Here is a 15,480-nt window from a genome sequence, read left to right as displayed (position 1 = left end):
ATCCCGTAATAAGATACATTCCTGCATATCTTATTACGGGATCTTTTCATAAATTTAATCTTCGTCCTTAACATCCATATCTTCCGGAATTGGTTCGTTTAATATTTCTTCCACTAACTGTTTATATTTCTCCATTTGCTCTAAATGTGTATTAAATTGTTCTTTATTTAATAAATATTGCTCTCCATCGAACAACGCACGAACTTTCTTTTGCTGAATCAAATCTTCAACATAAGATTTTGGTAAATTCAAATACTCCGCAGCCTCTTCTATCGTTATATACAATGTGTTCATTCCTTTATTATTTTTTCATATATATACTGTATCTTACTTTATTTTTGTAAACAAATAAAAAAGATTTTGTAAATACAAATTAAAAAGCAGGTAGATGCATTCCATATATTGTATAATAGTATAGTAAGTATTTTTTTAAATATAGAATGGTATTACCCATTTACACAAAGGAGAGTTAACATATGGCTACTCGTCACATCATTACAATGTTAGAAAAAACATTACAAGTTGAAACAGAAAACACAATTTCTCATCTATCTAATTCTTTATCCGATCGTATTCTTTCACAAAGTGCAGCAGTACATGAAAACAATTGCTATCATACAATTGGCGAATGGTACAAAAATCATTTCTTATTCCAACAAGATGATTTCCTTTGGGCTAAATACGTTTTCTATGACGTATATTGTGAGGCTATAAAAAAACAAGGTCATCTTACAAAACGCGTTCGCCAAATATTAGAATCATTAGCTCGAAAACACGGAAAACAATACATTGCGTCTATACTAAATATACCATTTCCTAATGAACAGGAAAAAGGGACAGCATAAACCAATCCTAGATTCATTGTTTTCTAGAGAGATTACAAATAAAACGTTCATGCCACATGAACTAATGAAACCGGTGTCATGATAATGATTGAAGATATAATAAACAGGAAAACCCCCATTTACCTCTCTCGTCCATACGAATAGAGAAGTAAATGGGGGTATACTTGTTTCTTTATTAATTCATCATCTGCTTTATCAATTCTCGATTTCTCTTCTTAAATACTTCATTATGCGAAGAAACCATTCCGTACTCACTTGCATCTGGTTGAATAAATTGTTTCGCTTTATTCACAGCATTTCCAGCATCTTGGAACGCTCCTGCGATTAAATGTAATTTTCCGTCATGCTTTAAAATATCTCCAGCGGCATATAACCCGTCTACCGAGGACTCACTATTTGCATTCCCTGCAATATAATAATTATCAACAATAGCGACATCTAGCTCACTATTTTCCAATAATGTAATGTCACGTTCATATCCATGATTAATAATAACTTCTTCAACAGATAAATGAGAAACCTCTCCAGTTTCATGATTTGTTAATTCTACATGTTCAATCGCTTCATGGTTATCACCGGCAATTAATTTTGTAATCGATGTATTAAAGAAACATTCTGCCGAACTGTTCATAAGTTGTTTTACTTGTGCTTCATGACCAGATAATTCTTCTTTTCTATATGTTAAATAAACTTTTTTCGCAATCGGTTCTAATTCATTTGCCCAATCAATTGCAGAGTTCCCTCCGCCTGAAATAATTACCGTTTTATCTTTGAAACGTTTTAACGATTTAACTGTATAATTTAAATTTGAGACTTCGAATCTCTCAGCACCTTCAATTGATAACTTTTGTGGATTCAATATACCACTCCCAGTTGCGACGATCACTGTTTTTGAAAAATGTTCTTCCCCAGAGCTTGTTTTCAACGTAAAAATACCCTCTTCATTACGAATAATTGATTCTATTTTTGTATTCAATACAACTTCAGGTTGAAATGTTAATCCTTGTTGTACAAGTTGCTCAATTAATTTCTCACCCGTAACCGGTAACACTCCGCCAATATCCCAAATCATTTTTTCTGGATAAACATGTATTTTTCCACCTAACTGTGGTTGAAATTCTATTATTTTCGTTTTCATCTCTCTGAGTCCACTATAAAAAGCTGAATAAAGCCCTGCAGGTCCTCCACCTATCACAGTTACATCAAACAATTCTTCTCGATTCATTCGTGCCCACTCCTCAGCTATTAGTCATTGATTATCATTCTCAATAAAATATAACCTGTTTCCGCAAAATTTACAATCAAAATTACTATTGACAATACACCTATATAAAATTATATTATTTAAAGAATCAATAGTGATAATCATTATCAGTTTGTTAATAATTAGCAAATTTGGGATTACATCTTCTTTCATTAATATGGTCAATACTATATTGTGAAATCTCATATTCAAGATTTTTAATAAATATTTTGTATTCTGTATTACCACTACTCTTTCAAAAAGATTGCAGTTAAACAAATTATTGTATACACATATCATCTATTTAAAGGAGAAAGACGATGAAAAAATTATTTATTTCACTAACAGTTCTGTTCGTCCTTGTTATGAGTGCTTGTAGCAACGGTTCAACAGACAAGAAGAACGACGCAAAAGGTAAAAAATCAGAAACAATTACATACCAATCAGAAAATGGTAAAGTAGAAGTTCCAGCAAATCCACAACGTGTTGTTGTCCTATCATCATTCGCTGGTAACGTAATGTCATTAGGTGTAAACCTTGTTGGGGTAGATTCATGGTCTAAACAAAACCCACGTTTCGATAGCAAACTGAAAAATGTCGCTGAAGTATCAGATGAGAATGTTGAAAAGATTGCAGAATTAAATCCAGATTTAATCATTGGTTTATCAAATGTTAAAAATGTTGATAAGTTAAAGAAAATCGCTCCTACTGTAACATACACTTACGGAAAAGTTGATTACTTAACACAACACTTAGAAATCGGTAAATTATTAAATAAAGAAAAAGAAGCAAAAACTTGGGTTGATGATTTCAAGAAACGCGCACAAACAGCTGGAAAAGACATTAAAGCGAAGATTGGTGAAGATGCAACAGTTTCTGTTGTTGAAAACTTCAACAAACAGCTTTACGTATATGGCGAAAACTGGGGCCGTGGAACAGAAATTCTTTACCAAGAAATGAAATTAAAAATGCCTGAAAAAGTAAAAGAAAAAGCTTTAAAAGAAGGATACTACGCATTATCTACTGAGGTATTACCTGAGTTCGCTGGTGATTACTTAATCGTAAGTAAAAACAAAGATACTGATAACTCATTCCAAGAGACAGAATCATATAAAAACATTCCAGCAGTGAAAAATAATCGTGTATATGAAGCAAACATGATGGAATTCTATTTCAATGATCCACTTACATTAGATTTCCAACTAGACTTCTTCAAGAAGAGCTTTCTTGGTCAATAATACAAACATGAGGAATTCTTAATTTAAGAATTCCTCTTCCTTTATTCTATGAAAAGAAAAGATGTGAAACTGATGAAAAAAGAGCAAGACAACCTACGTTCCAACGCTTTTACATACAAATTAATTTTGAGTATCATTGCATTCTTTCTTATTTTTATGTTTGCAATGGTATTAGGTGCTGCAGATACTTCTATAAAAGACGTATGGTTAGCACTCACTTCCTCTGCTAAAGGAGATAAGCTATCCATCCTGCGTGAAATACGTTTACCACGTGAAGTTGCTGCTATTTTTGTAGGAGCTGGACTCGCTGTTTCTGGTGCAATTATGCAAGGATTAACTCGAAACCCACTTGCCGATCCGGGATTACTAGGCTTAACTGGTGGCGCAAATGCCGCACTTGCACTAACACTTGCTTTCAATCCTTCTATAAGCTACCTTTACTTAACACTAGCTTGCTTTATCGGTGCTGCAATTGGCGCTATTATGGTATTTGGAATTGGCATGGTGAAAAAGGGCGGACTTTCCCCTCTTCGAATTGTATTAGCTGGTGCTGCTGTTTCAGCATTTCTACTTGCAATCTCAGAAGGTGTTGGCATTTACTTTAAAATTTCACAAGATGTATCAATGTGGACGGCTGGGGGCGTAATTGGAACGAGTTGGAGCCAATTAAAAATTATTATTCCGGTTATTTCAATAAGTATATTTATCGCTATCTTACTTGCAAAGAAATTAACAGTTCTTAGTTTCAGTGAAGAAGTTGCCGTTGGACTCGGTCAAAAAATTATCGTTATTAAAACGATTTTATTTATCATTATTATCTTGCTTGCTGGTGCTTCTGTAGCACTTGTCGGAAACATGGCATTTATCGGACTTATGGTACCCCATATGGTTCGTCCAATCGTTGGACCAGACTACCGTTTTGTTATACCAATGTCAGCGATTGCTGGTGCTTCCTTTATGCTGCTCGCAGATACAATCGGACGTACAATTAACGCTCCGTATGAAACACCAGTTGCTGCAATCGTCGCAATTGTAGGATTACCATTCTTCCTATTCATTGTACGTAAAGGAGGAAGAACTTTCTCATGATGCAATCTATTCTAAAGAAACAACGCCTTATCATACTTGCATTACTTATACTTACCATCACAACAATTGTAATTGGAATGGGACTCGGTTCTGCCGCTCTCTCCTATGACAGATTAATCCCAACACTTATGGGACAAGGTACATTTAAAGAAGAATTCGTTTTATATTCTTTAAGGCTACCTAGAATCGTCATTACATTATTAGCTGGTATGGCTCTCGCTTTATCAGGTGCTGTATTACAAGGTATTACCCGAAACGATTTAGCTGAACCTGGTATTCTCGGCATTAACGCTGGTGCTGGTGTTGCAGTTTCTGTTTTCTTTCTATACTTCCCGATAGACGTAGGTTCATTTCTTTACCTACTACCAGTTGTTGGATTTATCGGTGCGTTTCTAACAGCTGTTCTAATTTACGTATTTTCATATAGTAAATCCACCGGCCTTCAGCCAATACGATTAACATTAACCGGCATCGGTTTTTCATTTGCACTATCTGGAATAATGATTGTCCTTATTTCATCCGCTGATCGTATGAAAGTGGACTTTATCTCCAAATGGATTGCCGGAAACATTTGGGGAGATGACTGGACATTTGTTTTAGCAATGCTTCCTTGGCTAATCGTATTAATCCCATTTGTCTTCTATAAAGCAAATCGATTAAATATACTAGCATTAAACGAGCCAGTAGCAATCGGTGTTGGAATTGAAATTGAAAAAGAGCGAAGATACTTATTAATCGCAGCCGTTGCACTTGCTGCCGCTGCTGTTTCTGTAACAGGAGGCATTAGCTTTATCGGACTTATGGCTCCTCACATCGCGAAATCTTTAGTAGGTCCAAGGCATCAAATCTTCATGCCAATCGCTGTTTTAATTGGTGGATGGCTATTACTATTTGCAGACACAATCGGACGAAATATCGTTGAACCTAACGGTATTCCCGCTGGTATTGTCGTTGCTTTAATTGGTGCACCTTACTTTATGTATTTGTTGCTCAAGAAAGTATAAAGAAACACCCTCAAGATTTTTTTCTTGAGGGTGTTTCTTTACGTTTATTTACAATATTACAGTTATTACTCGCTTGCTCTTATACATATCGATGAGCTCTACAAAAATAAATAAACAATGTCTCTTGTTATATATAAGAATCACACTATCCATCAAGATTATAATCGTCATATACTTCAATAATTGATATAACTCGTTCTTGCTGAATATCCCCCTTAATATATTCAGCAACAAAAAACATATAAAGGATATTTTTGTATTTAAATGGTAGAAAAAACCCTTTTAATAATATATTATTATATAGTACTTTTATTATATTAAAGGAGGAATACTCTTATATGGAGGCTTTTTTAGGTTTAACATCTTTAATTGGTATTATTGTATGCTTAATCATGGTTATAATATCACTGATTAAAAAGAACAATCAAACTAAACGGTGGTTAAAGTATACGGGACTGTGTTTTGGAATACTCTTCATTACTGTTGCCTTAGGGTCAAATAATTCGTCAAACTCTAGCGATACATCAGCTAAAGCTTCTGAAGACTCTAAAGATAGTGCCAAAACCAATACAACAAACACCAAAAATCCCCAAGTAGATACATATAAACAATACCTATCATCTTTACCTGGGCAACATTCTTCTCTAAATAAAACTAGCAGTAAATTTATTAATGGGCATTCAAATTTATTTCCAGCAAAAACAGATGCCGATGTAAATGCAACTAAAGGCTTAATTGATCATTCAATCAGTTATAAACATTTAGATAAGAATATAACACCTTACTTAGAAAAATTAATACCTATTAATGGAACCGTAGTAGAAATTAAAGAAGATCCTTTCAATAACGAAACATTTACCTATGTTCACATATTAACTGACGATTATGAAAGCTTCCAACTTATATTTTCAGGTAATTTAAAAGATATATTTAAAGACTCTTATGTAACAGCAGTCGGATTACCTCTTTCTACAAATGCTTTTGATAATGTGAGTGGTGGTACTACACAAAGTATAATTTTATTAGGAAGCACTATAGATATTGCTGCACAATAAAAACAACAGGAGGTAAACAAAATGAAAGCTATCGCTATTATTCTTATCTTAATTGGCATTTTCGGTATATTAATGGGCGGCATGATGTTCGGAGATATCGGTATTGCTGCAATTATTGGTTCATTAGCAGCATTATTCTCTGGAATTGGTTTCTGGAAATTGGATTCTCAGCTAAAAAATATATCTAAATAATTAAAACCCTAAAATAGCTGTAAGTATATTTTCTTTCACAGCTATTTTGATACAGATTCATTAGTATTGAAAAGTATTTTCCAGTGGATCGATGAGCTTAACCAATTCAATATTTATAAATAAAAAATCTTCTGCAATAGATTCTCAGTACTATTGCAGAAGAAAAATAATCTATAGCTATCTACTGCTGTCCATATCCTTCAAACTTCTTCGCCAAATTCTCCATCTCGTCTTCTGGTAATAACTTCGGTTCTCCGACACTTTTCGTTTGATAATAAATTTGAGCACAAAACTCTATTTCTTCTGCAATAGTAAACGCCATTTTTATATTATTCGCACCGGCCATTAAACCATGATTCGCAAGTAAAACTGCACGACGATCAATCATGCCTTCAAAAGCAGCCTCTGCTAATTGCTTCGTACCAAATGTTTCATACGGTGCACAGCGAACATTCGGACCTGCAAAAGCAATTAAATATGACACAGCAGGAAGTTCCCATCCTAATGATGCGATTGTCTTCGCATAAGGAGAATGTGTATGTACAAGCGCATTTATATCTTCACGATTTCTATAATAGATAAGATGCATATCTAATTCACTTGATGGTTTTCTCTCTCCCTCTATCACTTCACCATCTAAATTCAATATAACTACATCTTCAGGCGTCGTTTCATAATAATCTAGACCACTTGGGCTAATTGCAACAAGACCTTGTTCACGCTTAAAAATACTAATATTACCGCCAGTCCCCTTTGTTAAACCACTAGAAATCATTTTCTTTCCGTACGCTACAATTTCTTCCCTTTCTTTTTGCAGTAACATATACATCCCCCTAAGTATGAAGCTTATGATGACTATTTTTCTAAAAAACTATCTACTTATTGAAATAGCTTTTTTAAATTCTCCGTAAACGGTGCTTTTACAATTCCTTTTTCCGTAATAATCGCTGTTACATTGTCAGATGGCGTGACATCAAATGCCGGATTGTATACTTTACTTTCTTGCGGAGCAGAGTATTGTCCGAAACGATTGATCACTTCAGAAGCATCCCTTTCTTCAATTGGAATTTCTTTTCCTGTCAGTGTTTTCAAATCAATTGTCGGCGTTGGTGCGGCTACATAAAACGGAATGTTATAATATTTAGCCAAAATCGAAACACCTAATGTTCCAATTTTATTTGCTACATCCCCGTTTGCTGCTACACGATCACATCCAACGATTACTGCATCGATTTTCCCTTGTGACATGACCATTGCCGCCATATTATCTGTAATGACCGTTACATCAATTCCCGCTCGCTGCAGTTCTAATGCTGTTAACGTTGAACCTTGTAATCTAGGGCGTGTTTCATCCGAATAGATTTTTAAGTCCCATCCTTTTTCTTTCGCTAAGTACATTGGAGCTGTCGCAGTACCATACTTAGTCGTTGCTAAAGCACCTGCATTACAATGCGTTAATATCCCCATGCCATCATGGAATAATGTTAATGCATGTTCTCCAATTTGACGGTTAATTTCTTCATCTTCTCTATGAATCTCTTTTGCTTCTTCTAATAATCTATCTTTCAACTGCGCAATTGATAAGTGAGCATTCTCTTTCGCTACACTTTCCATTCTTTCAAGCGCCCAAAATAAATTTACTGCCGTCGGTCTTGATGTCGCTAAGTATGCACATACCTTTTTTACTTCCGCTATGAATTCTTCCGCCGAACTTTTCGCAACTTCCTTTACCCCTAAATACACACCGTAGGCTGCTGAAACACCTATTGCCGGCGCTCCTCGTACTTTCATTACTTGAATCGCATCCCACACACCCTCAGCCGTTTTAAAAGATTCATAGACTACTTCGTTCGGTAATACCGTTTGATCCAATAACACTAAAGCATCATCTTTCCACTGAATTGGTATTAATTGCTCTGCCATCATCTTCTCCCCTTATTTCGCACTATGCATTGACTGTTTTTTTAACGTTTCTACAAAACTGCTACCTGTTTTATATTGATTCGCTTGTAAAATAAACTTCTTCGCTACTTGAAGACAAATTCGCTCCGCTCTAGCACGCGCCGCGTCATTCTCAATACAAATAATATCCTTTACCTTCGCTAGACCAACAATACGACGAATTAACTCAAGACCCGTCACTGCAGCTGTATCCTCTAATACAGATTGTAAATAAACTCGGTTAAAGCCTTCTTCCTTCGCCATAATCTCTGTCACATGAATATCCCAAGCATCTAAAAACTTCTTCTTAAATAAATCAATTACATCTATCATGGTAGATTCTATCCAGTTCATATATGTATCTTTCTCAATACCAGATTGCATCACTGCATCTGCATTCACCCATGCAAACATTAAATTTGCCATTATATTTCCAACGTCATATCCCATAGGTCCATAAAAGGCAAACTCAGGATCAATAACCTTTGTAGAATCACTTTTTACAAAAACAGAACCAGTATGTAAATCACCGTGAAGTAGCGCTTGTGCATTCGTCATAAAAGAAAACTTAAGTTTTGCTACTTCCATACGAAGCTCTTTATCACTATAAATATGCTCTCTAATCCATCCTTCATTTAATTGAAACAATTCGTTTCGTTTATTATGATTTGTGAATGGCTCTGAATATACGAGGTCCTCTGTAATCTCACATAACTCAGGATTTATATAATTCTTCACGAGTTCCTTCTTCTCTTTATGATTCATTACAACATCTGATGTTAATAGAAGAGTGTTTACCATAAAAGTAGTTAAATCATCAGCAAGCTTCGGAAACATTTGATGATTTATGAGTGCTGTGCGCAATATTGTGTGATCTGATAAATCTTCCATCACGCAACAATTCATCACACTATCGAACAAATATACATTTGGCACGAGTCCAGGTGCTAACTCTCCTTCTAATCGCAAAACATCTGATTCTATACGGATTCGATTCGTCGACAACTTAAACTCATCTGAAATACGCGCTGTATCCCCAGCTTGCTTTACAATGACAGAAATGTTCTTCTGTTCATCCCAAACGCGGAACACATAATTTAAATTACCATCACCTATTTCTTTACACTTTAGCCCCTTTGCATGTTCGAACTTAGGTAATTTCTCTTGCACATATGCAATCACATCTTTAGCTTCCATTAAAAAATACTTCGTGAACTTAGACATGGTTTCCCCTCCACACTAAATGTAAACGTTTTCTAAAAGCCGTAAAAAATAATAGACTGAAATTTTTTCAATCTATACTATATCTTCTCTATTGCAATACATATCTCGCTTTTATTATATCTTGTTAGAAATGAGCGTCAATGTTTCTATTTCTCATTGCAATATACTTCTTATTATATATATTTAAGATGACAATAATTGTTCACAAAGATTCCGATACATTTTGTTTTATTTATTGCACAATTCTTTGTAAAATAGAAGTAAGCAGTTCCTTTTCAAATCCACAACTTCTAAGAAATATTTCCTTCCTAAGAATTTATACTTACACCATGTCTCTAACATACACACTACTCTTTCAAACACTCATTGAAAATTTATGACTTAAAAATTACCTTTTAATTCCCTAACAACCTTAATTGAGAATAAATATTAATTAAATTGGTATAAAGTTGGTTTATTCTCTTGACAAAATAACCACTTCTATATGATAATTAATATCGAATTAGAATTATTATAGTTAATTAAAAAATATATTTTATGAGCAAACTAATTTCCGATGCTCAAAACCAACCTTTAGGAGGAATTTTAATATGTTATTAATCGGCACAGAAGTAAAACCGTTTAAAGCTAATGCTTACCATAATGGAGAATTTATTCAAGTTACTGACGAAAGTTTAAAAGGAAAATGGAGTGTAGTTTGTTTCTACCCAGCTGACTTCACATTCGTTTGCCCAACTGAACTTGAAGACTTACAAAACCAATATGCAACTCTAAAAGACTTAGGTGTTGAAGTATACTCTGTATCTACAGACACTCACTTCACTCACAAAGCTTGGCATGATAGCTCAGAAACTATCGGCAAAATCGAATACATTATGATTGGTGACCCAACTCGCACAATCACTAGCAACTTCAACGTTTTAATTGAAGAAGAAGGTCTTGCTGCTCGTGGTACATTCATCATCGATCCAGACGGCGTTATCCAATCTATGGAAATCAATGCTGACGGTATCGGCCGTGACGCAAGCATTCTTGTTAACAAAATTAAAGCAGCTCAATACGTACGTAACAACCCAGGTGAAGTTTGTCCAGCTAAATGGCAAGAGGGTTCTGCAACACTTAAACCAAGCCTTGACCTTGTAGGCAAAATCTAAGGAGTTCGATCAAAATGATACTAGATGCAGATATAAAAACACAACTATCCCAATACCTTCAGTTAATGGAGAACGATATTTTACTTAAAGTAAGCGCAGGAGACGATAACGTATCTAAAGATATGTTATCTCTAGTAGATGAATTAGCTACTATGTCATCTAAGATTACAGTAGAAAAAGTTGAACTAGAGAGAACACCAAGCTTTAGCGTAAATCGCCCTGGCGAAGACACTGGTGTCGCATTCGCTGGTATTCCATTAGGACACGAATTTACTTCATTAGTGTTAGCTTTACTACAAGTTAGTGGACGTGCTCCAAAAGTTGAACAAAAATTAATCGATCAAATCAAAAACATTCAAGGCGAATATCATTTTGAATCTTATATCAGCCTAAGTTGTCATAACTGTCCTGATGTTGTACAAGCTCTTAACGTAATGAGCGTTCTAAACTCTGGTATTACACATACTATGATTGATGGCGCTGCATTCAAAGAGGAAGTAGAAAGCAAAGACATCATGGCAGTACCAACTGTTTACCTAAACGGCGAATCTTTCGGAAGTGGTCGTATGACACTTGAAGAAATTTTAGCTAAAATGGGTAACGGTCCAGATGCATCAGAGCTTTCTGATAAAGATCCATACGATGTTCTTGTTGTTGGTGGCGGCCCAGCTGGTGCAAGTGCAGCAATTTATGCAGCACGTAAAGGCATCCGCACTGGTATCGTTGCTGAGCGCTTCGGTGGTCAAGTAATGGATACTATGGGTATTGAGAACTTCATCAGCGTAAAACGCACTGAAGGTCCTAAGCTAGTAGCAAGCCTTGAAGAGCACGTAAAAGAATACGACATCGATGTAATGAATCTACAACGTGCGAAACGTTTAGAGAAAAAAGAACTTATTGAAGTGGAACTTGAAAACGGCGCTATTCTGAAAAGTAAGAGCGTAATCGTTTCAACAGGTGCTCGCTGGCGTAATGTTGGCGTACCGGGTGAAGCTGAGTTCAAAAACAAAGGTGTAGCATACTGCCCACACTGTGACGGTCCATTATTCATCGGAAAAGATGTAGCGGTTATCGGCGGTGGTAACTCTGGTATTGAAGCAGCTATCGACTTAGCAGGTATTGTTAAGCACGTAACTGTTCTTGAATTCATGCCAGAATTAAAAGCTGATGCTGTATTACAAGAACGTCTTAACAGCTTACCAAACGTAACTGTTCTGAAAAACGTTCAAACGAAAGAAATCACTGGTACTGATAAAGTAAACGGTATTTCTTACATCGATCGTGAAACTGAAGAAGTTCATCACGTTGAATTACAAGGTGTATTCGTTCAAATCGGTCTTGTGCCAAACACAGACTGGTTAGGCGAAACAGTTGAACGCGTTCGCGGTGAAATCGTAACAGACAAGCACGGCGCTACAAACGTACCAGGAGTGTTTGGTGCAGGTGACTGTACAAATAATCCGTACAAACAAATCATCATCTCTATGGGTTCAGGTGCAAATGCAGCTTTAGGTGCATTTGATTACTTAATCCGTAACTAATTATATAGACGTGAGTAAAAGACGCGCTACCTATTGGTAGTGCGTCTTTTTTATTACATTGTATGTAAATGGTCGTCAAATGCCTTCCAACATATTAAATCATACGGTGGTTCTATATCCAATACTACATTTACATCTTCTGCTACTACTTGTATTCTTTTAGCTGGGTTATCTCTTTTTCCTGAAGAATAAATAGCAAGCTTAATTATTTCCTGGTTTCCATCTTCATAAATCCTTTTCTTTAAGTCTAATTGATCAATTTGTTCTTTTGAAGGAATCTCTTTCCCTTCCCAATCACACATTTCAAATAGAGGATATCGATCCCCGTACCATTCCTCAATAATCTCAATGACTTTAAGAATAATATAATTCCCCGATACTAATTCGTAACTAACAGCATCACCTGCTTTTAAAGAAGTATTAGCTATAAATCTCTTCGGTACTTTTTTAGCTTGTAGCTGCGGAGAATGTAACTGTTCTCTTAGTTTATTTAACACTACTTCACGTTTTCTCTGTAATGTAGGTTCATCCTCCCAGCGGGCTAAATCTGCACCACTCTCTATTATTTGCAATGCCTCATGTTTAACATTCTCTTGAAGTCTTCCTAACTTCCATTGTATGCAAGCAAACGCTAGCCAAAAAACAATAATCTCTTCATCATCTAGTTCAGTCTGGTATCCCTCAATTACAATCCTACTTGCTTCTTCATTTGAATATTCATTTCCTAACAAATCCTTATAAAGTAACTGAATATCTTTAGCAATATCATCTGACAATATCGCTACTCCCCAAGCCCCCATACATTAACTCTCCAATCTATACACTAAAAATCTCTCATTCCCATTCTTCTCATAAGCACCCGGTAATCTAACTTCTCTCTTCAATTCAAAAGCAGTCTGATTCTCCAAGAAGAAAATATAATCTTCAGAAGGATAGTATAAAATAATATCCACTTCCCTCTCTATTTCCTCTATCGAAAGCAAAATGTTATTTACTACGTTCATAAACACTTGGACAGAAAATGGATTGAAGAAATAAAACCGGTTATCACGTGGATCAATCTCATATTCCTGTGCTAAACAACATTCAAATTGAATTTTATCTTTACTGTTTCTTACCTTCCTTGCATAACGCTCACGGTTTTCCATTGCTTCTTTATAAAACGCTTCATTCATTTCAATTCCAACCGCTGATGCATCGCACTTATGATGCATGTAAAAATTCAATCTCCCTTTTCCACACCCAAAGTCTACAATTCGATCGCTACTTTTTATTTCATATTGATTCAATAACTCATCCAATCCGCTATACGGTGTCGGTTCATAACGGTGATAGTGCATAGATTTATTAAACCCTTTTTGCTCACCAACGGTTTTTATATTTAATACAGCATCGTAATATTGTTCGTTCATTTTTTTCTCCTATTAACAAATGGTACTTATTATTATACACCATGTACTAGAGGAGAATTTTTCATCAAATTAATTGGTACGTGAAATTATACCGCCGCAAAATCGAATATATCGACTTAACGACAAATTCCTACAAAAAACAGGAGCTTTCTAGCCCCTGTCTTCCAGCACTTTCAATACAGTCTGTTTCAATATTTCTACTCCATCCATTATACAGCTATGATCAAACTTCATATACGGATGGTGTAATCCAGGTTGTAAGTTCGCCCCTAGTCCAAGCATGACAGCTTTTAAATGCGGTCTCTTCACTGTGTAGTAATGAAAATCATCGCTTCCTGTCGTATACAGTGGTCCAGTACATCCCTCTTCCCCGTATACTTCAAGAATACCTTTTCGCATGAAACGCTCAGCTTCTTCTGACACTTCAGCTCCTGGTGCGAGATCAATCCACTCATAAGAAAGTTTAGAACCCATTGATTCAGCTGACTGAATTACTTGCTCTATTTTTCGCTTCAATTCATCTAGTAATATGTTATTTTCTGCTCTTACATCTAAACTAAAATGTCCGTTACCTGGAATAATATTTAGATTATCACCACCAGCTTGGCATCTCGTCATCTTAACAGAATAAGACGTCTGCGGCGGTAACCATATATTTTTCAATCCAATATTGATCATCGAAATGACATCAATTGCATTTATACCTTGATGCGGGCGTGCCCCGTGTGCATCATCTCCATGAATCATACCTTCTAAAAATCCTGCTGCTCCGTGACGAATAGATGGTGCAGCTTGTTTCAAAGGCAGTTCTTCAATCGGTCTTAAATGAACACCAAATAAGAAATCAGCATCATCCACGGCGCCCTTCTCTACCATCTTTAAGGAACCATTTCCTTTTTCCTCTGCCGGCTGAAAAATAAATCTAACAGTACCGCTATCCCATCTCATATTTTTCAATTGTAAAATAAGGCCCATCACAATCGTCATATGAGCATCGTGGCCGCATGAGTGATTCGCTTTAAATTCTCCGTCTACTTCTTGCCATAGTGCATCCATATCAGCACGAATCGCGATAACTGGATTCCCTCTTCCGATTTCAGCAATCACGCCAGGGCAATCATCAAATATTTTATATGAAATTCCTTCTTCTTTTAGAAAGTTAGTAATATAAGCTGTCGTTTCATATTCCTTCCAGCTTACTTCAGGGTTTTCATGTAAATGCTGAAAAATTTCAGTTAAACGCTCTTGTAGTTCTAATGTTTTCAAAGCTTCATTCTCCTTCCCCTAATTACAAACCATTCAGATTAATTATACTTATGAAAAACAGATGTTTTTATGAACATATTGAATTTTAAGAAAAAAGTCAATTATTTATTTTTTAATACCGTTAATACCCGATTTCAACTCATCTTATAAAGATATCCATACAAATAGAACATTCGATATTTTCTGTTTTTATGTTGACGCTTACATCTATTTTTAGTTATTATAACTTAATAACGTCTATTTTGCGACAATTCTAAAAATACAAACATACATAAT

Annotated in this window: 16 protein-coding genes; 8 read left to right on the top strand and 8 right to left on the bottom strand. The window is 35.4% G+C overall.

What is annotated here, in order from left to right; all coding sequences use genetic code 11:
- Positions 1 to 54: 54 nt before the first annotated feature.
- Complete coding sequence (locus JTF23_RS14430) at positions 55 to 294, bottom strand: helix-turn-helix domain-containing protein (protein WP_080018159.1); 240 nt, start codon at positions 292 to 294, stop codon at positions 55 to 57.
- A 182-nt stretch (positions 295 to 476) separates the two neighbouring features.
- Here JTF23_RS14430 and JTF23_RS14425 point away from each other — a divergent pair, with 182 nt between their 5' ends.
- The gene (locus tag JTF23_RS14425) at positions 477 to 845 is read left to right on the top strand and encodes a hypothetical protein (protein ID WP_002159456.1); all 369 of its coding nucleotides are present in this window, start codon (positions 477 to 479) and stop codon (positions 843 to 845) included.
- 175 nt (positions 846 to 1,020) lie between these two features.
- Here JTF23_RS14425 and JTF23_RS14420 read toward each other — a convergent pair whose 3' ends face one another.
- Positions 1,021 to 2,070: an NAD(P)/FAD-dependent oxidoreductase gene (locus tag JTF23_RS14420; protein ID WP_002159457.1), complete on the bottom strand. Its 1,050-nt coding sequence runs from the start codon at positions 2,068 to 2,070 to the stop codon at positions 1,021 to 1,023.
- 338 nt (positions 2,071 to 2,408) lie between these two features.
- Here JTF23_RS14420 and JTF23_RS14415 point away from each other — a divergent pair, with 338 nt between their 5' ends.
- The 5 genes from JTF23_RS14415 to JTF23_RS14395 all read left to right on the top strand — a co-directional run bounded on the left by JTF23_RS14415 (position 2,409) and on the right by JTF23_RS14395 (position 6,666).
- A complete protein-coding gene (locus tag JTF23_RS14415) occupies positions 2,409 to 3,326 on the top strand; it encodes an iron-hydroxamate ABC transporter substrate-binding protein (RefSeq protein ID WP_002159458.1) in 918 nt (305 codons plus the stop codon).
- 48 nt (positions 3,327 to 3,374) lie between these two features.
- Complete coding sequence (locus JTF23_RS14410; RefSeq protein ID WP_002139451.1) at positions 3,375 to 4,415, top strand: FecCD family ABC transporter permease; 1,041 nt, start codon at positions 3,375 to 3,377, stop codon at positions 4,413 to 4,415.
- Complete coding sequence (locus JTF23_RS14405) at positions 4,412 to 5,419, top strand: FecCD family ABC transporter permease (protein WP_002201931.1); 1,008 nt, start codon at positions 4,412 to 4,414, stop codon at positions 5,417 to 5,419. Before JTF23_RS14410 ends, JTF23_RS14405 begins: the two co-directional genes overlap by 4 nt.
- Before the next feature lie 338 nt (positions 5,420 to 5,757).
- Positions 5,758 to 6,474, top strand: a complete 717-nt coding sequence (locus JTF23_RS14400; RefSeq protein WP_002201932.1) for a hypothetical protein — start codon at positions 5,758 to 5,760, stop codon at positions 6,472 to 6,474.
- Between the two features lie 21 nt (positions 6,475 to 6,495).
- Positions 6,496 to 6,666, top strand: a complete 171-nt coding sequence (locus JTF23_RS14395; RefSeq protein WP_000643652.1) for a hypothetical protein — start codon at positions 6,496 to 6,498, stop codon at positions 6,664 to 6,666.
- A gap of 181 nt (positions 6,667 to 6,847) precedes the next feature.
- Here JTF23_RS14395 and JTF23_RS14390 read toward each other — a convergent pair whose 3' ends face one another.
- Genes JTF23_RS14390 through mtnK form a run of 3 tightly spaced genes read right to left on the bottom strand, consistent with a single transcriptional unit; the run spans position 6,848 to position 9,831 of the window.
- A complete protein-coding gene (locus JTF23_RS14390) occupies positions 6,848 to 7,489 on the bottom strand; it encodes an L-fuculose-phosphate aldolase (protein ID WP_002201933.1) in 642 nt (213 codons plus the stop codon).
- A 56-nt stretch (positions 7,490 to 7,545) separates the two neighbouring features.
- Positions 7,546 to 8,589, bottom strand: a complete 1,044-nt coding sequence (mtnA, locus tag JTF23_RS14385; RefSeq protein ID WP_002201934.1) for an S-methyl-5-thioribose-1-phosphate isomerase — start codon at positions 8,587 to 8,589, stop codon at positions 7,546 to 7,548.
- Positions 8,590 to 8,601: 12 nt separating this feature from the next.
- On the bottom strand, positions 8,602 to 9,831 hold the full coding sequence (gene mtnK / locus JTF23_RS14380) for an S-methyl-5-thioribose kinase (protein WP_002201935.1): 1,230 nt from the start codon (positions 9,829 to 9,831) through the stop codon (positions 8,602 to 8,604).
- Positions 9,832 to 10,421: 590 nt separating this feature from the next.
- On the opposite strand from mtnK, the gene ahpC reads away from it, so the two are divergent.
- Both ahpC and ahpF read left to right on the top strand, forming a co-directional pair.
- A complete protein-coding gene (gene ahpC, locus JTF23_RS14375; protein WP_002115711.1) occupies positions 10,422 to 10,985 on the top strand; it encodes an alkyl hydroperoxide reductase subunit C in 564 nt (187 codons plus the stop codon).
- 14 nt (positions 10,986 to 10,999) lie between these two features.
- Entirely contained in the window at positions 11,000 to 12,526 is a 1,527-nt protein-coding gene (ahpF, locus tag JTF23_RS14370) for an alkyl hydroperoxide reductase subunit F (protein ID WP_002201936.1), read from the top strand.
- 53 nt (positions 12,527 to 12,579) lie between these two features.
- Here the strand turns inward: ahpF and JTF23_RS14365 are convergent, their stop codons facing one another.
- The 3 genes from JTF23_RS14365 to JTF23_RS14355 form a co-directional block, all read right to left on the bottom strand.
- Positions 12,580 to 13,326 (bottom strand): hypothetical protein, encoded by a 747-nt coding sequence (locus tag JTF23_RS14365; RefSeq protein ID WP_002201937.1) that lies wholly within the window; start codon positions 13,324 to 13,326, stop codon positions 12,580 to 12,582.
- Positions 13,327 to 13,329: 3 nt separating this feature from the next.
- Complete coding sequence (locus JTF23_RS14360) at positions 13,330 to 13,938, bottom strand: SAM-dependent methyltransferase (protein ID WP_002201938.1); 609 nt, start codon at positions 13,936 to 13,938, stop codon at positions 13,330 to 13,332.
- Positions 13,939 to 14,088: 150 nt separating this feature from the next.
- Positions 14,089 to 15,204 carry a M20 peptidase aminoacylase family protein gene (locus tag JTF23_RS14355; protein ID WP_002159466.1) on the bottom strand — a complete coding sequence of 372 codons (1,116 nt, stop codon included), beginning with the start codon at positions 15,202 to 15,204 and terminating at the stop codon, positions 14,089 to 14,091.
- Positions 15,205 to 15,480 lie beyond the last annotated feature (276 nt).

This window comes from Bacillus sp. RIT 809, from assembly GCF_016892495.1.
In the GTDB taxonomy this organism is placed as follows: Bacteria; Bacillota; Bacilli; order Bacillales; family Bacillaceae_G; genus Bacillus_A; species Bacillus_A cereus_U.
The sequence above is the reverse complement of the archived record's forward strand: the minus strand, read 5'-3'. Positions and strand labels throughout refer to the sequence as shown.